Source organism: Kitasatospora kazusensis, from assembly GCF_039529945.1.
Lineage (GTDB): Bacteria > Actinomycetota > Actinomycetes > Streptomycetales > Streptomycetaceae > Kitasatospora > Kitasatospora kazusensis.
In genome coordinates this window covers 1-21,786 of the sequence record NZ_BAAANT010000053.1, presented here as the reverse complement: position 1 = coordinate 21,786, position 21,786 = coordinate 1, and the positions used below count along the sequence as shown (strand labels likewise).

Genomic DNA, 21,786 nt, shown 5'->3' with positions numbered 1-21,786 from the left:
GGCCCACGAGCCGGACGCCCTGGAGCTCGGGCTGCCCGAGCCGGTACCGGCCCCGGACCTGCCCGCCGAGGTGCGGATCCACGAGGTCGGGCCGCGTGACGGCCTGCAGAACGAGAGCTCGCTCGTCCCCGTCGAGGTGAAGGCCGAGTTCATCGCCAGGCTCGCGGCGGCCGGGCTGCGCACGGTCGAGGCGACCAGTTTCGTCCACCCCAAGTGGGTGCCTCAGCTCGCCGACGCCGAGCAGCTGATGCCGCACCTGGCCAGCCTCCCCGCCGCCTACCCCGGTCTCCGGCTGCCGGTCCTGGTCCCCAACGAACGCGGCCTCGACCGGGCGCTTGCCCACGGGGTCGGTGACATCGCGGTCTTCGCCAGCGCCACCGAGACCTTCGCCCGGCGCAACCTCAACCGGTCCGCCGACGAGGTGCTGGAGATGTTCCGCCCGGTGGTGCAGCGGGCATCGGAGGCGGGCGTGCCGACGCGCGGCTACCTCTCGATGTGCTTCGGCGACCCGTGGGAAGGCCCGGTACCGCTCTCCCAGGTGATCGGTTTCGGCGTGCGGCTGCTGGAGCTGGGCTGCACCGAACTGAGCCTGGGCGACACCATCGGGGTGGCCACACCCGGCCAGGTCACCGCGCTGCTCCAGGGCTTCGCCCGGGCGGGGGTGCCGGTCGAGCGGCTCGCCGTGCACTTCCACGACACCTACGGCCAGGCCCTGGCGAACACGTTGGCGGCACTGCGCTGCGGCGTGACCACGGTGGACGCGTCGGCGGGCGGCCTCGGCGGCTGCCCCTACGCCAAGAGCGCCACCGGCAACCTCGCCACCGAGGATCTGGTCTGGATGCTGCACGGCCTCGGCATCCGGACCGGGGTCGACCTCCGGGCCCTGGTCGCCACCAGCGGCTGGATGGCCCGGCAGCTCGGCCGCCCGAGCCCCTCCCGAGCCGTGCAGGCACTGCTCGGCGACTCCGCCTGACCCACCCCCTCCGGGCCTCCCGGGCCTCCCGGGCGGTCCGGAGGGGGTACCGTCCGGCGCCCGTGCGGTCCGTGAGCTCCACGGTCCGGGCCCCGGACCTGACCGGCCTCCGGACCGTGTGCCGGCCACCGGGCGTCCGGGGCCCGCACCCCGCCGCCGGGGCCTGCCCCGGCGTTCGCGGGAGCCCCGCCCCGTGCGGACCGCTTCCGCCGCCCACCGCCTTCTTCGCCCTCCCCCGCCATTCCCACCCGAGCGTCCGCCCGGTGGGGCCTCGACCGAGGAGAATCACCATGCTTGACCACCGCTTGGACCAGGAGCACGAGCAACTGCGGCGCACCGTGGCCGAGTTCGCCCAGGACGTGATCGCACCGAAGATCGGCGAGTTCTACGAGCAGGAGGAGTTCCCGTACGAGATCATCCGCGAGATGGGGCGGATGGGCCTGTTCGGGCTGCCCTTCCCGGAGGAGTACGGCGGCATGGGCGGCGACTACTTCGCCCTGTGCCTCGTGCTGGAGGAGCTGGCCCGGGTCGACTCCTCGGTCGCCATCACCCTCGAAGCGGCGGTTTCGCTGGGCGCGATGCCGATCTACCGGTTCGGCACGGAGGAGCAGAAGCGCGAGTGGCTGCCCCGGCTGACCTCGGGCGAGATGATGGGCGCCTTCGGCCTGACCGAGCCCGAGGGCGGCTCGGACGCCGGTGCCACCCGGACCACCGCCCGCTTCGACGAGGCGACCGACGAGTGGGTGATCAACGGTACGAAGTGCTTCATCACCAACTCGGGCACGGACATCACCGGCCTGGTCACCGTGACCGCCCTGACGGAACCGATCGCTCGTTCGAGTGAAGGTGGCTCGGATGTCTCGCCAACGCGCGAGATCTCCTCCATCATCGTGCCTACCGGAACCCCGGGGTTCACCGTCTCGAAGAAGTACTCCAAGGTCGGCTGGAACGCCTCCGACACCCGCGAACTCTCCTTCACCGAATGCCGGGTCCCGGCAGCCAACCTTCTCGGTACGCGTGGCCGTGGCTACGCCCAGTTCCTCCGCATCCTCGACGAAGGCCGCATCGCCATCGCAGCCCTGTCCACCGGCCTGGCCCAGGGGTGCGTCGACCAGTCCCTCCAGTACGCCGGTACGCGTCGCGCCTTCGGGCGGGCGATCGGCGCCAACCAGGTGATCCAGTTCAAGCTCGCCGACATGGAGATGCGTGCCCACACCTCCCGCCTCGCCTGGCGGGACGCCGCATCCCGGCTGCTGCACTCCGAGCCCTTCAAGAAGGAGGCCGCCATCGCGAAGCTGTTCTCCTCCGAGGCCGCCGTCGACAACGCTCGCGAGGCCACCCAGATCCACGGCGGCTACGGCTTCATGAACGAGTTCCCGGTCGCCCGGTTCTGGCGCGACTGCAAGATCCTGGAGATCGGCGAGGGCACCTCCGAGGTCCAGCGGATGCTCATCGCAAGGGAGTTGGGCATGACCTCGTCCTGAGGCCGCGCCCGGCACCGGGCCGCCGGAGACCGGCCACCCTCATCACACCGGCCACTCCGGCTGCCCGATCCACCCTGGCTCACGCTGACCCGCGCGAGTCCAGGCATTCCCCATCGGCCCCGACCCGATCACCGCCGACCGATCACCGCCGACCGGTTACGGCCATCACCGCCGACCGACCACGGCCGACCGAGCGACCCCGACCCGCTTCGGTTCGCCAGCTCCCCAACCCACCGATGCCTCAGGCCATCCGACTGCTCGCCAGGCCGCCCCTTGCGGGCCTTCGGCGGCCTCTCCCGCCGCGAATTCCAACACCCCGTCAGGGGATCACGATGACCGGCCGGTTGGCCCGGCGCGCCAGCCGGCCCGAGACCGACCCGAAGAGCTTGCCCAGGATGCCGTGGGTGCTGCCGACCACGATGGCGTCCGCCGCGTACTCCCGGCCGACTTCCTCGATCTCGTAACAGATGTCCCCGCCGCGCTCCACCAGGATCCACGGCACACCCGCCAGGTAGTCGGCACAGGCCAGTTCCAGACCGAGGATCTCCGTCCGGTGATCCGGAAGATCTACGAAGACCGGAGGCTCGCAGCCCGCCCAGACCGTGGTGGGCAGACGGTTCGCAACATGGACGATCACCAGCCCGCAGTGCGAGCGGCGGGCCATGCCGACCGCGTACGCCAGTGCCCGCTCGCTCGACAACGACCCGTCGAAGCCGACCACCACACCGTGCTGGAAGGTCGGGTCGCAGGGCCGTACCGCCTGCCCCTCCAGTACCGGATCGCCGGCTCCACCGGTCTCACCGGGCCCGCCCGGTCGGCCGATCGCCGGCCCCGCACCATCCGTCACCACGTCCTCCGGGCGCTCTTCCCTGCTCTCACCTCTCCGCTGTCGCGGCTTGGGCCAGCCGCGGCGGACGATGTCCCGCGCCAGGACCACGGCGGACCGCCGACCTCGCGGACCACCGACGGAAGTCTCATCGGCCGGCCTCGCAGGGTGTGCGCCAACAGATCTGGGGCGCTCAAAACCAACCATGGCTCAAGGCTCTTCAAGTGAGATGGGCCGACAGGAAAGGACGATGCTGCCCAAGCAGCAGGCCCACCCGCGACACCGAGCCGCTCTCCGCCGAACACCACCGAATGCGACCTGCTTCCTTTCAGAGTACGACGGGGGCCCCGCGCAGCCCAGCAGTAGAGCCTCGAAACGGCAAGGATCCCGCTAACGGAGGACGCGTGCGCCGCAGCTTGCGCGCCCCCACCCAACGGCTCCGCACCCACGGGGGAGGAGGTTCCCAGGAGCTTTACCGAGGAGAGCCCTTCAGCGCAACAGGACAACCACACAACGTGATCGGACTGTCATCGATTGACCACACCGGCCACGTCCCGCTCGCCGGCCCGTGCCACCACTCCATGCCGTTCCCGCTGCACCCGCTGTCGTCCACCACACCCGCGCCATCCGTGACGCTCCGCTTTCGGCCAGTTCGGCAGAGTCCGGTCCTGTTATTGGCAAATGCCTCCTGCATAGACCCGCCCGCTGGCACCATGCAGCGCATGCCGCTGCTCCTGTTCGACCTCGACAACACGCTCCTGCCCCGGGATTCCGCATTCCTCGCCTGGGCACAGGATTTCCTGGAGGACCACCAACTGCCGGCCGACGACCTCAGTTGGTTCGCCACCATCGACGGTGGCGGCTACGTACCGCGCAGTACGGTACTGGGCGCCGCCAAGCGCCGCTACGGCCTCGACCACTCGCTGGAGTTCCTGCTCGCGCACTACCGGCGAGGCATCAACTCCCATATCCACTGTCCGCCTTCACACATCGCGGCGTTGCGGTCGGCCCGGGCGGCCGGGTGGACGCTGGGCATCGTCAGCAACGGCGGTACCCGACCCCAGCTGGAGAAGATCCGTCGCACCGGCCTGGTGCCGCTGGTGGACGGCTGGGTCATCTCCGAAGAGGCCAGACACCTGAAGCCGGACCCTCGGATCTTCGAGATCGCCGCGCAGCGCTGCGGGGTCCAGCTGACCCGTGACTGGACGTCACACACCTGGATGGTCGGCGACCACGCACCCGCCGACATCGCGGGAGCCGAGCTGGCCGGACTGCGGAGCGTCTGGCTCCACCACGGCCGCCCCTGGGCCGAGCCCGGCTACCGGCCGACCGTGAGCGCGGCAGGCCTGCCCGAGGCGGTCGGCCTCGTCCTGAGCGCACGCAACGCTCCGACCCTCCGGCCGCGCTCGTACAGCGCGGGCCGCCCGCAACTCGCCGGGCTCGCCCCTGTTACCCCGCTCGCCGCCGCACCTGTCGAGGCCTCAGGTGTCCGTATGACCGGCTCATAGGACCCACCGCGAGCGCCTGCACCCTGCCGCCGGCCACCCAGCTCGCCCAACTCATCCGATCTGCCCTACTCATCCGATCTGCCCAGCTCGCCCGGTCCGCCCGGTCCGGCAGCTCGCTCGGGCCGCCGGCTCCCACCTGTCCCGCCCGGCTTCGATGCCGCCGTGTCTCTCTCCCCCCACACACACCACCACCCCACACCACCCCAGCGCATCGCCGGACGCCGTCCGCGACGGATTCAGCGCCACCAGCGAGTCAGCCCCTGCTCAGTGAAGCCCAGCCTGCGGTACAGCGGTTCGCCGAGCAGGGTGGCCACCAGAGTGCTCACTCGGTCGGGGTGGGCGGCAAGGGCCGCTTCGACCACCATCCGCGCGAGACCCTTCGACCGGTGCTCCGGCAGGGTCGCCATCCAGTAGACGCCCATCGCCTCGCCGTCGTCATAGGTCACGCAGGCACTGGCCGGGCTCCCGTCGACCCGCGCCAGCCAGACCCGGCACCCGGGTACGGCGAGCAGCGCCTCCGGCAGCAGTCCGCCTCGCGACCACGGCCGGCTGCCGCTCACCGGGAACCCCTCCACCACCGTCCGTTCCGCCGCCGCGAGCCCCTCGGCGTCGGTCACTTCCCCGACCGTCCGGACCTCGCCCGACGCACCGGTGCCGAGACCACGCCCCCGCATGGTTGCTTGACCGGCCCCGCAGCCGACCGGCGGCCCGGCGGGCAGCGGCCCGGGTTCGCGGGTCATCACCGGCATCTCCAGGGAGGACTCCCGACCGGAGGCCCTGAGGTCCAGGCCCAGGTAGGGATCCTCCAGGCAGAGTTCGCCCGGGCCCCACTCCTGGAGCAGTCTCGTCAACTCCGCCGCCAACGTCGCCGCGAGCCCCTCGTGGTCGCCGTACGGCCGTGTGATCACGACGCGATGGGCAATTCCGGCTGCCCGGGCGCAGCGGACGGCCGTATAGCCCTCGCGCCGAACGTGCTCCCAGCCCTGCACTTCCGCCTGGGCCGACCAGAAGCCGACAGCGTTGTCGTTGGCCTGTTCGAGTCGGCCGCGGTTGCCCATGCGCCGACCCTAGCCGCCGGACCCGATGTCGCTCCAGACGCCTCCGGCACTGCACAGCGGGGCTCACACAGGCGCGCGTTCGTACCGCGTGCGCCCTCTCGTGAACCGCTCATTTTCAGTCAATCTCACTCCGGCCTTGCCGCGTTGGGGAAAGCCGCAGCCCAGACCACCCGGTGGGGCGCAGTCCGCCGTACCGCTCTCGGGCCGGTCGTGCGACAACAAGCCACCGTTGCCAAGGCCCCCTTCCCAGAGGGGTCGACGGGTGCCACGCTTCGTGATCGAATGCATCACGCCAAATTGCCATGTCGACATAGCGTCGGATGGTGAACTTGTCACAACGGCAACCGTCGGACCCAGTAGATTCGATCTTGGCGAGCAGTACAGCACCACCACACCACACCACCGAGGGGGCTGGAGCGCCTTGAGCAGGGTGAGCAGGAGCGATACGGGTCCTGACGGCGGCCAGTCACCGACCGGCCCCACAGTCCGGGTTTCCAGAAGCGCCGAGCCCACCACGGCCTTTCCGACCGCCATGGGCTCCCCGACGACGGCCGTCCGGTCGTCCGACGCTCGGCAGTCGACCCGTCCGCTCGGCCAACTGCTCATCAACTCGGCAGCCGGTCAGCCGGCTTCTCCGCCCCAACCGGCGACGGCCTCGCCTTCGGCACCGTCCGGCGGCCACCAGACCGGGTACCCGAACAACTACCCGACCGGGCATCCGGCCGGTCATCCGAACGCCCAGACGCCCCATCAGCTCATGGGCCAGGGCGGGGGGCAGCCGTTCGGCCACTGGGCCCACCAGGCTCCCGGACAGTTCCCCGGTCAGCACGGCGTCCCGTCGACCGGTCCGGGCGGGTCCGCCCTGCCCGGGACACTGCTGCCTGGCGGTTCGTCAGCCGGAGTCGGGTCGGCGAACGGCGGGTCCGGGTCAGTGTCCGGAGGTTCGTCGCCTCTGACGATGCCCCGGAAACTGTCGGGCCGTCGGCGCCGCGAGACCGTGGCCGTCCTGATCTTCGGCGGGGCCCCCATCTTCGAGAGCTCGATCCCGCTCTCGGTCTTCGGGGTGGACCGGCAGGACGCCGGGGTGCCCCGCTACCGCCTGTTGGTCTGCGCCGGCGAGGACGGCCCGCTCAGCACCACCGGCGGCCTGACCCTGACCGCCCCGTACGGACTGGAGGCGCTGGCCCGGGCCGGCACGATCGTCGTACCGGCCTGGCGGTCGATCTCCCAGCCGCCGCCCGTCGAGGCGATCGCCGCCCTGCGCAAGGCGCACCACGAGGGCGCGCGGATCATCGGCCTGTGCACCGGCGCCTTCGTGCTCGCGGCGGCCGGTCTGCTGGACGGCCGCCCCGCCACCACCCACTGGATGTACGCGCCGACGCTGGCCAAGCGCTACCCGCGCGTCCACGTCGACCCGCGTGAACTCTTCGTCGACGACGGCGACGTGCTCACCTCGGCCGGGACGGCGGCCGGCATAGACCTCTGCCTGCACGTCGTCAGGAGCGACCACGGCGCCGAAGCCGCCAACGCGCTGGCCCGTCGCCTGGTGGTGCCGAGCCGACGTGGCGGCGGCGGGCAGGCCCAGTACATCGATCAGTCATTACCAGAAGAGATCGGCAACGACCCGCTCGCCGAGGTGGTGACCTGGGCCCTGGAGAACCTCAATCAGCAGTTCGACGTGGAGGTGCTGGCCGCCCGTGCCTACATGAGCCGGCGTACCTTCGACCGCCGGTTCCGTACGCTCACCGGCAGTGCTCCGCTGCAGTGGCTGATCACCCAGCGGGTGCTGCAGGCGCAGCGGCTGCTGGAGACCTCGGAACTGTCGGTCGACGACGTCGCGCGGCGCTGCGGCTTCCGTTCCCCGGTCGCCCTGCGCGGTCACTTCCGCCGCCAGCTGGGGGTCTCTCCTGCCACGTACCGGACGACCTACCGGGCCCGTCGGCCCGCGCCGGTCTCCGGCGTGCCGTCGCAGGCCCATCCGGCCGACCGGCTGAACGGCGCGCTCAATCCGGGCGGACCGCTCGGCTCCCCCGGTTCGCCGAACCCGATCGGCGCCGGTACTCCGGCTTCCGGGCCGGGTGGACCGGGCGGACCGGGCACAGCAGCGGGGGCTCCCGGTGTCACCGCTCCCGGCGGCGCTGGGGCGAGCGGCCATCCGGCGCCGGGCCTCCAGCGGCCGGGTGCCGGGGCGGGGCCGGCCGGGGCGCCCGGAAAGAACCGGGTCCGTCCGCTCGTACCCGCCCAGTCCGGCCCGGCGACCCACCGGCCGCTCCGGACGCCGGAGGCCGGAGGCGAGCGTCCGGCGGACGGCTCCGGCGAGCGCACAGCCGTGCGCAGGCCGACGCACGGCGTCGAACGCGGCGTCGACGGGCAGCAGCCGGAACGGGCGGTCTCAGTCGAACGTCCGGGCGAACGTCCCGCCGAGCGGGCTGTGGAACGCTCCGTGGACCACTCTCCCGAACGGGCCGTGGAGCACGCGGTCGCGGAGGAGGACGGGCACGGTCAGCCCAGTGCCCGGGGGCTGGGCCAGGGCCACCGACCGGAGGGCGCCGGGCGGACCGGCACCCGTACGGACGGGGACTCCGACGGTGGCGGCGGGGCAGCGCGGCCCGCCGGTGCCGACCGGGAGCTGTCCGCTTCACGTGATCGCGCCGTAGGGTGAGTGACGTGAACGACCGTTTGGTATGGATCGACTGTGAAATGACGGGGCTCGACCTCGACCGGGACGCCCTGGTCGAGGTCGCGGCACTCGTGACCGACTCCGAGCTCAACATCCTCGGCGAGGGTGTGGATGTGATCATCCGGCCACCGGCCGAGGCGCTGGAGGGCATGCCGGAGTTCGTGCGCGCGATGCACACGTCCTCGGGCCTGCTCGACGAGCTGGACCAGGGCATGACGCTCGCCGAGGCCGAGGCACGCGTCCTGGCCTACATCCGGGAGCACGTGCCGGAGGCCGGCAAGACCCCGCTGTGCGGCAACTCGGTGGCGACGGACCGCGGCTTCCTGTCCCGCGACATGCCTGCGCTCGAAGGCCACCTCCACTACCGGATCGTGGACGTCTCCTCGATCAAGGAGCTGGCCCGCCGGTGGTTCCCGCGCGCCTACTACAACAGCCCGCAGAAGGGCGGCAACCACCGCGCCCTCGCGGACATCCGCGAGAGCATCGCCGAACTCCGCTACTACCGCGAGGCCGTGTTCGTCGACCAGCCGGGCCCGGACACCGATGCGGCCCGGGCGATCGCGGCGAAGTACCAGCTGCCCACGTCCTGAGCGGAAGCCCGGCGGGAACTGACCGGGAGCCGACCTCGGCCGCACTCGAAACCCTGGCGCGAGCACCCTCTCGGATCCTGTAGAGTTCTTTCTGTCAGCGCGGGAACGCGCCGGACAGATGGTGGGTATAGCTCAGTTGGTAGAGCACCTGGTTGTGGTCCAGGTGGCCGCGGGTTCGAGTCCCGTTACTCACCCCAACAGCCGTCAGGGTCCGATCTCTTGGAGATCGGACCCTGACGGCTTTCTGCATTCCCGCGACCGTCGGCCGGGCCGGCGGGTGGCCTCGCCGCCGGGGTCCGGACCGGACCCGGACCGAGGATCCCAGGTCTCGGCTCTCGGGCCGGCGTCGAAGCGGCTGGAGCTGACGTCGAGCAAGTTTTCGGCATCCCGCCTCCCCCTTGTAGCTACTCACTAGTAACATCTCTCGCATGACCACACCTTCGATCGGCCAGCTGCTCGACTCCACCGTGCCGATGGCCCACACGCTCAAGCTTGAGTACCTGGAGACCAGCCCCGAGCGGGCCGTGCTCCGGCTGCCGGACCAGGCCGCGTTCCACAACCACGTCGGCGGCCCGCACGCCGGCGCCATGTTCACCCTGGCCGAGTCGGCGAGCGGCTGCATCGTGCTGGCGGCCTTCGGCGACCAGCTCTCGCGGGCCGTGCCGCTCGCGGTGAACGCCGAGATCGCGTACAAGAAGCTCGCCATGGGCGTCGTCACCGCCACCGCCACCATCGGCCGCCCGGTGGCCGACATCGTCGCCGAGCTGGACAAGGGCGAGCGCCCCGAGTTCCCGGTCACGGTCGAGATCACCCGGGCCGACGGCGCCGTCACCGGCGTGATGACCATCACCTGGACCCTGCGCCCCAACTCCTGAGCCACCGGAGCCGCGACGGTGGGCGCCCAGGCGGCGGACCGCTGAACAGCGGGCCCGCGAACAGCCGGCGCCCGGGGTGTCCGCCCCGAACCGGGAGGACACCCCGCCGTCCTGATGCACGGCCACGGCGAATACGCCGTCTGCCCCGTAAGCCGTCGAATAGGCCGAAAATCGCCCCCGTTCACGGAGCGGGAGTCGGGTCGGAGGCGGGTCAGAGGCGGGTCGGAGGCGGAACTGAAGGCGGATCGGCAGAGCCGGACACGGGCGAGAGCCGGGCGGGGCCGGACCGAGGCCAGGGCCGGGCCGGGCAAGCGGCTGTCCGGCAGCGGGCGGTCGGGGCGCAGCCTGAAGACCGGCCCTCCGGGCAACCCCACCGCCCCGCCCTCACCCTCCGGCGTGACTTTCGGTAGCGGTCGCTCGTTCTCCCCTCACGTGCGAGCCAATCATGCGATCCCCCCGCAGCCCGAAGCCTCCGCGCCGAACCCCGCCGTACGCCCGACCGCCGAACCCCCGACCCCCGTGTCTCCGAGCGCGGTTTCTCCGGCGGTTCTGCCGCCAACCGCAGGGTCACCGACCGCAGGGCTACCGACCGCAGGGCCCCAGTCGGGCGGTCGCCCGGCCGGTTCGGCGCCGTGGTTCGGCCGGGCGGTCGGGCGGCTGCCCCGTCCTCGTACGCTGGCGGCCGGGGGTGCGGTGCTCGCCCAGGTCTGGGGGCTGGGGCTGGGCGTGACCAGCGCGTACGCGGTCGGCGGTGACCAGGAGACGGATCTGGTCAGCATGACCGATGCCCCCGCCCTGCTCGACCAGTTGACCGGCACCGCCCTCCCCCTCCTCGGCCGCCCGGCCGCCCCGGTCGGGCAGGTGCTCCGGGAGCGGATCAGGGCGGGCGGGTTGCCGCTGCCGGGGCAGGCCGCCACCGTGCCGGACGCCTTCGCGATCGCCGCTGTCCTCCTGCCGTCCGTACCGTCGCAGTCCCGGGGGGACGACGCTCCGCGCGCCTCGCGGTCCGTTCCGAACGCCGGGGAGGGCCGGGCCGCCGGACCGGTCGGCCCCCTGCCCCCGGCGGTGGCCGACCACCCCGCCCCTGCCCGCCCGATCGCCGCGCAGGCCGCCCGGTCCGCGCCCGTTGCGGCCGAGCAGGCGGTCGTCGGCGCGCAGGCCGACAGCCTCGACCAGCCACCCGCCGACGCTCCGGCGCTCGCCCTGACCGCCGCCACACCGGTGGACGGCGACGGCGGCTACACCACTGTCCTCGTCCCGATCGCGGCCGGCATGCTGCTGACCGGTGCCGCGATGTACAAGCACCGCGGCCTCCCGCGCGGCCACTGAGACGTCCTGCGGAGCTGCCGTACGGTCGGACCGGAGCGACAACCGGACGCACCCGGGCCGGGCGTGGGCCGCGCGAAGAGCGGACACGGCCGGGCAACGTCAGCGTCAGCGTCAGCGGAAGACGCCCGGCGGCGGTGCGGGTGAGGGAGCGGCGGTCGCGTCGGTGGCCGGGACGGCTCCGGCGGTGAAGTCCGCCAGTCCGCGACCGTGCTCGACCCGGCCGAGGTAGGAGTCGGAGGCCACTCGGCGGCCCAGTTCGTCGATCGGCAGCGGGTTCTGGGCGGCCGCGAGGATCAGGTTGCCGAACCGCTTGCCGCGCAGCACCGCAGGGTCGGCCACCAGACAGACCTCCGGGAACACCGCGCGCAGCGTGGCGGCCTGGGAGCGGGCAAAGAGCAGAGCGGAGCCGTCGGTGATGTTCACGGCGTACCGGCCGCCGGGCGCGAGGGCCCGGGCCGCCAGGGTGGTGAACTCGGCCGTCGCGCAGTGGGCGGGCACCTGGGCTCCGGCGAAGATGTCGGTGATGACCAGGTCCACCGTGCCCTCCGGCGTCCGCTCCAGCACCGCGCGGGCGTCGGCGCCCCGGACCTTGATCTGCCAGCCGCGCTCCAACGGCAGTTCGGCGCGGACGAGTTCGGTCAGCGCGGTGTCGATCTCGGCGACCTGCTGACGGGAGCGCGGGCGGGTGGCGGCGACGTAGCGGGCGAGCGTGAGCGCGCCGCCGCCGAGGTGCAGCACCGTGATGGGCTTGCCGGGCGGGGCCGCCAGGTCGATGAGGTGGCCGAGCCTGCGCTGGTACTCGAAGCCCAGGTAGGCCGGATCGGCCAGGTCGACCAGGGACTGGGGTGCGCCGTCGAGCAGCAGGGTCCAGGCCAGCGGCCGGTCGCGGTCGGGGAGGAGTTCGGCCAGGCCGGAGTCGACCGGGCGGGCCAGCGGGCCCTGGGCGTGTGTTCTGGCGCCACCGGCTGCGGCTCCGGGAGCTGTACCGGAGGAATCGGCGGGTGTCGGCTCGCTGTCGGTACGAGCCCTGCCGGCCCTGTTGCGTCCCATGGCGACCATTATCGCCGTGGTGGCGGACGAGTCCGCAGCTCAGAGCCGCCGGAGGTCGGTCGGAGATCGGAGATCGGTCGGAGATCGGTCGGCAGGCGCTCCGGCCCCCAGGCCGGGTACGCGCCGAGTGCCCGCCGGATCAGAACGGGCTGAGGCCGCCGGCCGTCAGGGTGCAGGCGGCTTCGCAGAGGGCCGAGCGCAGCACCCACGCGTCCGTCGGCCGGGCCAGGCTGCTGGGGCCGGTCGGCGGCATCACCCAGCGGGAGTCGGTGGGCGGGAGCAGGGCGGCTCCGGGCGTACAGGTGCTGCCGGGCAGGTGCCAGCGGTCGGCGGTGCCGGCCGGGACCAGGAAGGCGATCGCCGACCCGCTCGCGCTCTGCAGCACCGAGCCGCAGGCGCGCCGCAGGCGCAGGATGTCGACCGTCTCCAGGCCGTGCCGGACGGCGACCGTGACGGTGTCGTAGCCGACCGGGACGGGCCGGACGGCCGGGCTGCCGCCGCCCGGGTAGGACGCGGGCTCGCTGCCGAAGCCGTCCGGCAGCAGAGCGGGTGCACTGCCGGTCAGCACCCTCCCGGCGGCCGGGCGACGGTACTGCGACACTCCGATGGGCATGGGGCCCTCCTGTCACCTCGTCAGGTCGGAAAGCCCGCCCACTCGATCGGGTGGGGGCGCGGGCAGAGCCTTCCACGTATCAGGACAACGCGGAGCACCCCGGGAAGGCCACGGGGAGGCCTACAGCAAGCCATGGCATTTCATGGCAGAACTCGGCAATGCCACTCGAAATAAACCGAATTGACCGCACATCATCCGGAAATCCACCGAGTCCGACCCGTGACCTTCGGTACTGTCATGGCAGGAACCAGCCGCCGGAGAGGCGGCCGGATCCGCAGACCAGCAGCCGGCCCCGCAGAACCCCGGCACGAGCTCGGAGCGCAGACCATGGCAGCCACGAGATCGGGCGGACCGCCGCAGACGCCCACCGGCGCCCACCCCACCGCCGCCTCCGGGACGTCCGTGCCGGCTTCCCCGCCGACGCCCGCCCCCACGCCGAACTCCGTCATGCGCGAGCTGCGCGGGGACCGCTCGCCCGGCGAGTTCGCCACCGCGATCCGCCGGGCCGCCCGCGAGATCGGCGAGCACGTCTCCTGCGACGCCCGCTACGTGGGGCGGGTGGAGGCGGGTGAGATCCGCTGCCCCAACTACGCCTACGAGCGGGTCTTCCGGCACATGTGGCCCGGCCGCTCGCTGCCGGAGCTCGGCTTCGCCCCGCGCACCGAGGTCCGCCGCCGGGTGGCAGGGCAACCTCCGCCACCCGGCAACGGGGCACCGTCGCACCGCGGCGCGCTCCTGCTCGACGACCCGCACCAGCCCGACGAGGAGAACGACGACATGCGTCGCCGTATGTTCCTGAGCGGCGGCTCGACCGCCTTGGCGGCGGCGGTCGGCCTCGACCGGCCGACCCGTGCCGCCCCAGCCGCCGGATCACCGCACCCGGCCCAGGCACCCGTACCGGTGCTGCCGTTCCCCCGCCGGCCGGTGCCGCACCCCCGGAAGGTCGGGGCCGCCGAGGTCCGAGGCGTCGAGCAGGCCGTCCGGGACCTGCGCACGCTCGACGACGCACACGGCGCCGACGCGCTCTTCGAGCTGGCCGGCCAGTCGCTGCGCAGCGCGTACGTCCTGCTGAACGACGGCGAGTACAGCGCCGCGACCGAGCGCCGACTGCAGGCCGGGGCGGGCGAGTTGGCGATCTCGGTCGGCTGGCTGGCGCACGACTCCAACCGGCTGGGCGATGCCCGCTCGTTCTACGCGGAGGCGCTGGCCACCGCCCGGATGTCCAACGACCCGGCGCTGGAGGCGCACGTCTTCTGCAACAGCGCCTTCCTGGCCCGGGACTCCGGCCGGCCCCGCGAGGCGCTGCGCGCCGCTCAGGCCGGGCAGTCCGCCGCCCGGCCGCTCGACTCGGACCGGCTGCTCGCCCTGCTCGCGATGCGGGAGGCCGGCGCCTGGGCCCAACTGCACGACCGGTCGGCCTTCGAACGGGCGCTCGGGCGGGCCCGCACGCTCTTCGAGCGGGGCGAGTCCGAGGCGGATCCGGAGTGGATGTCCTTCTTCGGGGAAGCGGAGCTCGCGGGGCTGGAGGCCCAGTGCTGGTCGGCGCTGGGCGAGTGGGACCGCGCGAGCGACCGGGCCGGCCAGGCCATAGCGCTGCAGGATCCGCACTTCGTCCGCAACCGGGCGCTCTACACCGCCGAGCTGGCCCACGACCGGCTCGGCCGGGGCGACCTGGCCGGGGCGGCGGCCCACGGTTCGGCGGCCGTCACCCTGCTCGGCGAGGTCCGGTCCGCCCGGATCCGGGGCATGCTGGCCGACACCGTGGGCCACCTGCGGAGCCGCTGCGCGGTGCCGGAGGTGGCGGCTTTCGTCGCGGAGTACGACGCGGCGATGGCGGCCTGAGGGCGGGACCGCCGGGGACCGCCGAGGAGCGCCGGGAAGTGCCGGGAGCACGGCGCAGGCCTTGGGGGCACGGGGGCGCGGGGACCCGGCCTCGACGGGCGCACCGGTGCGGCACCGTACCTGCCGGGTCCGCGCCGTTCCCCGCGCCCCCAAGGGTGAACCCGCGCCGTACCGGCCGGCTTCGGGCGGTTCCCCGCGCCCCCGGCGGGTGAACCGTCAGGCGGGGTCGAGGTGGCTGGTGTCGTTCCAGATCTCGACGGCGGGGAGGCCGTACTCCCAGGACAGGACGGAGAGTGCGGCCGTCCCGAGCTTGAAGCGCTGGGCGTACTCGGGCGGGAGGCCGAGCCAGCGGGCCGTCAGGATGCGCAGCAGGTGGCCGTGGGCGAACAGCACCACGTCGTGGTCGGCGCAGTGCATGGTGGTGCTGTCCGGGTGCGGTGTGCCGTGGTCGGAGTTGAGTCCGGCGATGAAGCCGTCCACCCGGGCCGCGACGTCGGCGAGCTTCTCGCCGCCGGGCACGCCGTCGCGCCAGATCAGCCAGCCGGGGTGGTCGGTGTCCCGGATGTCGTGGCCGGTCCGTCCTTCGTACTGGCCGTAGTCCCACTCCATGAGCTCCGGGCGGTCGACGGCGCGGTCGCCGAAGCCGGCCAGCTCGCAGGTCTCCCGGGCGCGGGAGAGCGGGCTGGTCCAGACCGTGGCGCCGGGCAGGCCGTTCCAGGGGGCCGCGGCCAGTCGGACACCGAGGGCGCGGGCCATCGCGCGGCCTTCGTCGGTGAGCGGGATGTCGGTGCGGCCGGTGTGGCGGCCGGTGGCCGACCATTCGGTCTCGCCGTGCCTGACGAGCACGATGCGGGCGGGCATGGGGAACTCCTCGCAGCTGGGTCGGCGGGGTGGCCGGCCTCCATGATCCCCCACCGTCCGGCCGCCTCGTGGCAGCCGCCCGGGGATCACTTTCCGCGGTCCTGAACGGCGCGCTCCCCTCGCCCTGTTCCCCCGTCCGCCCCCTGGTGTCGGTACCAGGTGCGACACTGGGCCGCACCATGAACGTCTTGCATCTGGAGCAGGTCGGCCCGCTCGCACAACAGCTCGCCGCTCTGCGCGGCCGGGCGCCGCAGCGCAGCCTCGACGCCCGTGCCCTCGCCGCGCTCGCCGCCAATCCGGGCTGCCGCCGCCGTACCCTGCTCGACGCCGCCGGTGTCGACAAGGGCGCCGTGGCCGAGCGGCTGGGCCGCCCGGCCCCGTTCGGCCAGTCGCCGTTCGCCATCGCCCGGGGCAACGTCTTCGAGTTCCGGCTCAAGGAGAACGGCTACGCGGCGCTGCTGGAGCCGCTGCGGCACCGGCTCGGCCTTCCGGCCGACGGTGCGGTGCCGCTCGCCGTGCCCGACCTGCTGCACCGCTCCAGCCCGGCCGTCCGGGCGGAGCGGACGGCCATCGCCCTCGCGGAGGCCGCCGCCGACCCGGCGGCCTGGACGCTGCTCGACCACCCGATGCTGCGGCTCACCGTCGCGGGCGGCCCGGCCTATCTGGAGCCGGACGCCGTGGTGGTGCACGGCGGCCGCTGCACGGTGGTGGAGATCAAGTCCTTCCCGATCCTGGACGGCTCGGCCGACCCGGCCAAGGTCGGCGCGGCGGCCCGGCAGGCCGCCGTCTACGTGCTGGCCCTCCAGGAGACGGCCGCCGCTGCGGCGGGCCGGGCGGCGGACCCGTCCCCGTACGCCGTCCCCGACCTGCCGGGCAGCCCGGAGCTGACGGTGCTGCTCGTCTGCCCCAAGGACTTCACCAACCGGCCGACGGTCGCGGCCGTGGACGTCCGGCGCGAGCTGGCCACGACGCGCCGTCAACTCGCGCTGATGACCAGGGTCGACCAGTTGCTCGGCTCGCTCCCCGCCGGCACCACCTTCGACCTCGCCCCCGACGAGGCGGGCAGCCCGACCCGGCCCGCCGAGGAGCTGGCCGGGGCCGTCGAGTCGGTGCCCGCCGCCTACAGCCCGGACTGCCTCTCCAGCTGTGAACTCGGCTTCCACTGCCGGGACCGGGCCCGCTGCGCCGACTCGGTCGAGCAGCTCGGCCGGGGCGTGCGCGGCGAGCTGGGCAGCATCGGCACCGTCGCCGAGGCGCTCGCCGCAGCGGCGGGCCCCGCAGGCGGCGGTAGCGAGGCCGGCCACGGCGGCCAGGGCGACCACCCGGCGGACGGCGAACGCCTGGCGTACGCGGCGGCGCTGCGCGCCGAGGCGCTGGCCGAGGCCGCAGGGAGGGACGCGCGGTGAGCCTGCTCAGCACCCTGGCCCGACTGGAGGCCGTCCGCAGCGGGCGGGCCGAGCCGCTGGCGACGGTCCGGCACCGGCACCTCTCGACCCGTCCGATGGTGGTCGTCCCGCTGGCCGCCGCCGGTGAGGCGGGCGCGCCGCTCGCGGTGCTGCTCGGCACCGACCGGGAGGCGCCCCGGCTGCACATCGTCCCGCAGCCGCTGAACCGTGCGCAGCGCTTCGACTTCCTGGCCCGCTTCGCCGCCGACCTGTTGCCGTACCTGGAGTCCTTCGGCGCCGAGGTCGAGCAGATCGAGGCGTCCGAGAAGGATCCGGAGACCGGCGAGAAGACCCAGGTGTTCCGCGAACTCTGCTCCGATGCACCGCAGTTGGTCGTGCCGAACCTGGGGTCGATCCGGCATCTCGCGCTGCTCGGGCGCTCCACCCGCTTCCGCCGTACGGCCGAGGACGCCGACCCGGGCCCGTACCCGGCGCCGACCCGGGTTCCGCTGCTGGGGCGGTGGCTGACGCATCTCACCGAGCGCTCCCAGGTGCCCGGCTCCAGCCTGCTGCTGCCGATGACCGGCCTGCTGGCCCGCCACTGGGCGACGGGCCAGAGCCATCTGGAGGACCAGCACCTGGCCGCCCAGCTCGCCTGGCACTCTCCGCCGCCCGGGCTGACGGGCGCGCAGGCGGCCGAGCTGGCCGAGACCGAGCGCGACGCCCACGGCCAGCTCACCCACCCCCCGGCCGGCCCGGTCACCGACCCGCGCTTCGACGAGCTGGTGCTGGCCCACGCGATCACCCGGCACGACGCCGCCCTCGCCGCGCTCCTCGCCGGCACCACAGACGCCGACGCCGCTGCGCACGAACGCGCCGAGCTGCTGGCCAAGTCGGCCTCCGAGCAGTTGCACGCCGCGCTGGAGAGCGTCCTGCTGCCGACCTGGCGCGATGTCTGGCAAGGGCTCGACCTGCTGTACGCCCTGCCCCCGGCGGCGCACCTGGCCGAGCGTTGGGAGGGCGACCGGTGGTCCTACACCGGCCACCGGGACCGGCTGGCCGCCGGGGAGCCCCCGCAGCCGAAGCAGGACGACGCCGTCACGGCCGCCCGCAAGCTGGCCCAGCGTGAGCGCGAGCAGGTCCGGGTGGACGTCCAGGAAGCTCTGGACGATCCGCTGGTGATGGCCGAACGGCGGCTGGCCGGTGAGGCGTTCACCGGCGTGGTCACCGAGGTCACGCCCGCGTACGACACCTCGGGCCGCTCGCCGAAGCCGCGCCCGCTGGTCACCGTCCGCAGCACCGACCGGCCGCACGCCGACCCGGGCCGCGAGGCGCACCGGGCATGGGGGTCCCCCCGGCCGGAGGCTGGGGGAGCCGCGACGGCGCAGAAGGCCGTGATCGTGGCCGCCGACCCGGCCGAGGGCACCATCACGCTCCAGGTCACCTCCGGGATGGGGCGGAAGAAGGAGCCGGAGCCGGGCAGCCTGCCCGAGCCGGGTGACCGGGTCACCTTCACCTTGTTCGAGCTGGCCCCCCGCCAGTCGGCTCCGCTGCCCGAGCCCGACGACACGCCCTGGACGCACGGCGGCCCGCCCGGGAGCGCCGACCACACGCCCGCCGCCGCCGAAGAGTGGGAATAGCCGGCACCATGACCACCGACCGTACCGACCACACCCGCCGTACCGACCACCCCGACAAGGCCGACCAGGCCGCTGCCACCGCATCCGCCTCCGCATCCGCCTCCGCAGCCGCCGACGCCGCCGTGGCCGAGATCCTGACGGCGGTCTCCCGTCCCGCCCCCGGCGCCCCGCGCGGGGTGGTGGTCGACTCCCCGCCCGGCGCGGGCAAGTCGACGCTGGTGGTGAAGGCCGCCCGGGAGCTGGTCGGCCAGGGCGAGCGGCTGATGATCGTGGCCCAGACGAACAGTCAGGTCGACGACCTGGTGGACCGGCTGGCCGCCAAGGGCCCGGACCTGACCATCGGCCGCCTGCACGCGAGCGAGTCGCGCCCGGCGGCGGAGGCGCTGCGGCACGCCAACGTGACCGCCTCCGCCAAGGTCGCCGACCTGCTGGAGCAGGACGTGGTGATCTCCACCGCCGCGAAGTGGCAGTGGGTCAAGGCCGAGGCCCCCTGGCGGCACGCGATCGTGGACGAGGCGTACCAGATGCGCTCGGACGCGCTGCTCGCCGTGGCGCGGCTGTTCGAGCGGGCGCTGTTCGTCGGGGACCCGGGCCAGCTGGACCCGTTCACGGTGGTCGGCACCGACCAGTGGGCGGGGCTCTCGTACGACCCGTCCAGCAGTGCCGTCGTCACCCTGCTCGCGCACAACCCGGCGATCCGGCCGCACCGATTGCCGGTCTCCTGGCGGCTGCCGTTCTCGGCCGCGCCGCTGATCTCGGCGGCCTTCTACCCCTACACCCCGTTCCGCTCCGGCACCGGCCCGGACGAGCGCCGGCTGACCGCCGCCGTCCGCCCGGACGGATCGGCCGTGGACGCGGCGATCGACGAGGCCGCCGAGCACGGCTGGGCCCTGCTGGAGCTGCCGGCCCGGCACACCGTCCGGACCGACCCGCAGGCCGTCGCGGCCGTGGCGGACACCGTGCACCGCCTGCTGCGGCGCGAGCTGACCGCGCACTCCGAGCAGGGTTCGACGCCGCTCACCCCGGGCCGGATCGCCGTCGGCACCGCGCACCGCGACCAGGCCGCCGCCGTCCGGGCCGCGCTGGCGGCGCTCGGCGTCCCGGTGGACCCGGCGGCCGGTCCGGCGGTCACCGTGGACACCGCCAACCGGCTGCAGGGCCGCGAGTACGACGTCACCGTCGTCCTGCACCCGCTCTCGGGCCGGCCGGACGCCACCGCCTTCCACCTGGAGACCGGCCGCCTGTGCGTGCTCGCCTCCCGGCACCGGCACGCCTGCATCGTGGTCGCCCGCGCCGGGATCGCCGAACTCCTGGACGACCACCCGGCCGCCGAACCGGTGTCCCTCGGTGTCACGGTCAAGTTCCCGGACGGCTGGGAGGCCAACCACGCCGTCCTCGCCCACCTCGCCGAACACCGCGTCCGCCGGTAGCCCTCCCCAAAAAACGGATGAACGGGGGCCGCGCGTCACCGGAGGGCCCCGCACCGTCACTGCCGCCCGGATCCGCGCAGCCCCTCGCGCCCCGGGCCGGGCCCGGCGGGCGTACTGGGGGGAGAACCGGCGCACGGCTGCGGAATAGCGCTTGCCCGCGCACCGTTCCGCTACGGGCCGCTGCCGAGTGACAATGGACGGCGGCCCAGTCAGGCCGCCCGTTCCCACGGCGGCCAGCCAGCCACCACCCCGGAGGTGCCCGACCATGCCCGATCGCCAGTCCCCGATATCCGACCAGAGCGGCCCCACCGCACCGGCCGCCTCGGGCGCGGGCGCCCCCGTCCGCAGACTGCGGCCGGCCCAGCTGCTCTTCGAGCCGCAGGCCGACACCCCGGAGCCGGAACGGTTCTTCGACCTCGATTCCATCACCGACCCCGCCGAACTACTGCTTCGCTCGACCGAGTTGGCGCTCGCCTTCCGCGCCGCCGCCGAGCGCGCGACCGACTTCCAGGCGGTCGCCGCCGCCCAGCTGGCCGATCCCCGGCGGTTCGACGCGCTCTCGCCCACCGAGATCGCCGACCGCGTCGAGTGGACGCCCGACTACGCGGCGCGGATGGTCGAGTACGGCCGCGGCCTGCTCAAGCAGCCGCGCGGCGGAGAGCACTGACCCGCCGCGCACCGGGGGTGTTCGATCGCCAGTGGCATATGCGCGGGGGATGGTACTCGCCCCCTCGGGCCGCTGTCCGGCAAACCGGGTTTTCGCTCCGCCCGGCGGCCGCCGCCCGCCAGGCTGCTGGACGTGGACATCTGGACCTATCAATCCGTTGAGTACGTCACCGTGGCCGGTGAGGCCTGGCTCGCCTCTGCGAGCGAGTACCCGCGCAGCATGCGCGCGTTGTGGCAGTCCCGCCCGTGGGCGCCCTCGGTGCTGCCCTGCGGTCGCGCCTTCGACGTGATCAGCATGCCCTCGCTGTTCGGCCGCCGCGTCCTGGACGAGCTCTGGGCCTCCGGGCCGGGCTGCGGACCGGTCGCGGCCTTCCGGGGCCGGACCCTGCTGTTCGTCCAGCCGGGCGCCGCGGCCCGGCTGCGCACCCTGCTGGCCTGGGAGGAGTGGGCCCGCGAGGTACCGCCGCTGCTCTGCCACGGGACGGGCGACGCGGTGACGGTGCCGCCCGTCCAGCGGATGGTGGACGCGCCGGAGTCCCCCGGGCAGGGCGCGGGCCGCTGGATCGTGGCCCCGGACTCCCGGGAGCCCTGGCTGCCGGGCGCCGCCGTGGTGCTGTGGGCCTGCGTACGCGCCTCGCGCGGACCCAGGCCCGCGGCGGCCCCGGAGCCCGTGAAAAGCGGCTCCGACGCGTCCGGCCCGGGCCGGCTCCACCCGCTGCCCTCGGCCTGACGCCCGGCCGGCGGTATTCGATTTTGGCTCCGCCCGGACCCGCTGCTAAAGTTTGGCCTGTCACCAAGCGCCGCTAGCTCAGTTGGTTAGAGCAGCTGACTCTTAATCAGCGGGTCCGGGGTTCGAGTCCCTGGCGGCGCACAGACACACTGAAGGCCCCTCGCTCACGCGGGGGGCCTTCAGTCGTTCGATCGCTGGCCGATCACGAGGGGCGTGTGGGGGTACCTCCCGGCCGAAGGCCGGGGG

17 protein-coding genes, 2 tRNA genes and 1 pseudogene are annotated in these 21,786 nt (G+C 73.7%); 15 read left to right on the top strand and 5 right to left on the bottom strand.

The features are described from left to right. Positions 1-19: 19 nt before the first annotated feature. Both ABD330_RS28780 and ABD330_RS28775 read left to right on the top strand, forming a co-directional pair. Positions 20-973: a hydroxymethylglutaryl-CoA lyase gene (locus tag ABD330_RS28780; protein WP_344469008.1), complete on the top strand. Its 954-nt coding sequence runs from the start codon at positions 20-22 to the stop codon at positions 971-973. A gap of 290 nt (positions 974-1,263) precedes the next feature. Then, entirely contained in the window at positions 1,264-2,457 is a 1,194-nt protein-coding gene (locus tag ABD330_RS28775; RefSeq protein WP_344468988.1) for an acyl-CoA dehydrogenase family protein, read from the top strand. A 319-nt stretch (positions 2,458-2,776) separates the two neighbouring features. Here the strand turns inward: ABD330_RS28775 and ABD330_RS28770 are convergent, their stop codons facing one another. Then, positions 2,777-3,280: a universal stress protein gene (locus ABD330_RS28770; RefSeq protein WP_425555674.1), complete on the bottom strand. Its 504-nt coding sequence runs from the start codon at positions 3,278-3,280 to the stop codon at positions 2,777-2,779. A gap of 725 nt (positions 3,281-4,005) precedes the next feature. On the opposite strand from ABD330_RS28770, the gene ABD330_RS28765 reads away from it, so the two are divergent. Beyond that, complete coding sequence (locus ABD330_RS28765; RefSeq protein ID WP_344468986.1) at positions 4,006-4,791, top strand: HAD family hydrolase; 786 nt, start codon at positions 4,006-4,008, stop codon at positions 4,789-4,791. Between the two features lie 236 nt (positions 4,792-5,027). Here the strand turns inward: ABD330_RS28765 and ABD330_RS28760 are convergent, their stop codons facing one another. After that, on the bottom strand, positions 5,028-5,849 hold the full coding sequence (locus ABD330_RS28760) for a GNAT family N-acetyltransferase (protein ID WP_344468984.1): 822 nt from the start codon (positions 5,847-5,849) through the stop codon (positions 5,028-5,030). 958 nt (positions 5,850-6,807) lie between these two features. Here ABD330_RS28760 and ABD330_RS28755 point away from each other — a divergent pair. The 5 genes and pseudogenes from ABD330_RS28755 to ABD330_RS28735 form a co-directional block, all read left to right on the top strand. Beyond that, positions 6,808-7,947, top strand: a pseudogene (locus ABD330_RS28755) (helix-turn-helix domain-containing protein); the annotation flags it as partial. A gap of 569 nt (positions 7,948-8,516) precedes the next feature. Next, entirely contained in the window at positions 8,517-9,119 is a 603-nt protein-coding gene (gene orn, locus ABD330_RS28750; protein WP_344468982.1) for an oligoribonuclease, read from the top strand. A gap of 121 nt (positions 9,120-9,240) precedes the next feature. After that, a tRNA-His gene (locus ABD330_RS28745) sits at positions 9,241-9,316 on the top strand. Positions 9,317-9,547: 231 nt separating this feature from the next. Next, positions 9,548-9,994, top strand: a complete 447-nt coding sequence (locus tag ABD330_RS28740; protein WP_344468980.1) for a DUF4442 domain-containing protein — start codon at positions 9,548-9,550, stop codon at positions 9,992-9,994. 693 nt (positions 9,995-10,687) lie between these two features. Further along, positions 10,688-11,323 (top strand): hypothetical protein, encoded by a 636-nt coding sequence (locus ABD330_RS28735; protein ID WP_344468978.1) that lies wholly within the window; start codon positions 10,688-10,690, stop codon positions 11,321-11,323. A 111-nt stretch (positions 11,324-11,434) separates the two neighbouring features. On the opposite strand, the gene ABD330_RS28730 is transcribed toward ABD330_RS28735, so the two are convergent. Together ABD330_RS28730 and ABD330_RS28725 are read right to left on the bottom strand one after the other, a co-directional pair. Next, a complete protein-coding gene (locus ABD330_RS28730) occupies positions 11,435-12,382 on the bottom strand; it encodes a spermidine synthase (RefSeq protein ID WP_425555673.1) in 948 nt (315 codons plus the stop codon). A 130-nt stretch (positions 12,383-12,512) separates the two neighbouring features. Then, positions 12,513-12,986 (bottom strand): hypothetical protein, encoded by a 474-nt coding sequence (locus tag ABD330_RS28725; protein ID WP_344468974.1) that lies wholly within the window; start codon positions 12,984-12,986, stop codon positions 12,513-12,515. A 327-nt stretch (positions 12,987-13,313) separates the two neighbouring features. Between ABD330_RS28725 and ABD330_RS28720 the strand changes: the two genes are divergently transcribed. After that, positions 13,314-14,828: an NsdA family TPR-like regulatory protein gene (locus tag ABD330_RS28720; protein ID WP_425555672.1), complete on the top strand. Its 1,515-nt coding sequence runs from the start codon at positions 13,314-13,316 to the stop codon at positions 14,826-14,828. 216 nt (positions 14,829-15,044) lie between these two features. On the opposite strand, the gene ABD330_RS28715 is transcribed toward ABD330_RS28720, so the two are convergent. Continuing rightward, positions 15,045-15,689 carry a histidine phosphatase family protein gene (locus ABD330_RS28715; protein ID WP_344468972.1) on the bottom strand — a complete coding sequence of 215 codons (645 nt, stop codon included), beginning with the start codon at positions 15,687-15,689 and terminating at the stop codon, positions 15,045-15,047. Between the two features lie 179 nt (positions 15,690-15,868). Between ABD330_RS28715 and ABD330_RS28710 the strand changes: the two genes are divergently transcribed. The 6 genes from ABD330_RS28710 (at position 15,869) to ABD330_RS28685 (ending at position 21,681) form a co-directional block, all read left to right on the top strand. Continuing rightward, positions 15,869-17,095 carry a hypothetical protein gene (locus ABD330_RS28710; RefSeq protein WP_344468970.1) on the top strand — a complete coding sequence of 409 codons (1,227 nt, stop codon included), beginning with the start codon at positions 15,869-15,871 and terminating at the stop codon, positions 17,093-17,095. Beyond that, positions 17,092-18,714 (top strand): hypothetical protein, encoded by a 1,623-nt coding sequence (locus tag ABD330_RS28705; RefSeq protein ID WP_344468968.1) that lies wholly within the window; start codon positions 17,092-17,094, stop codon positions 18,712-18,714. The genes ABD330_RS28710 and ABD330_RS28705 overlap by 4 nt, the downstream gene beginning before the upstream one ends. 8 nt (positions 18,715-18,722) lie before the next feature. Beyond that, the gene (locus tag ABD330_RS28700; protein ID WP_344468966.1) at positions 18,723-20,144 is read left to right on the top strand and encodes an AAA family ATPase; all 1,422 of its coding nucleotides are present in this window, start codon (positions 18,723-18,725) and stop codon (positions 20,142-20,144) included. Positions 20,145-20,409: 265 nt separating this feature from the next. Next, on the top strand, positions 20,410-20,811 hold the full coding sequence (locus ABD330_RS28695) for a hypothetical protein (RefSeq protein WP_344468964.1): 402 nt from the start codon (positions 20,410-20,412) through the stop codon (positions 20,809-20,811). 132 nt (positions 20,812-20,943) lie between these two features. Then, positions 20,944-21,540 (top strand): bifunctional DNA primase/polymerase, encoded by a 597-nt coding sequence (locus ABD330_RS28690; RefSeq protein WP_344468962.1) that lies wholly within the window; start codon positions 20,944-20,946, stop codon positions 21,538-21,540. 67 nt (positions 21,541-21,607) lie between these two features. Beyond that, positions 21,608-21,681, top strand: a tRNA-Lys gene (locus ABD330_RS28685). Positions 21,682-21,786 lie beyond the last annotated feature (105 nt).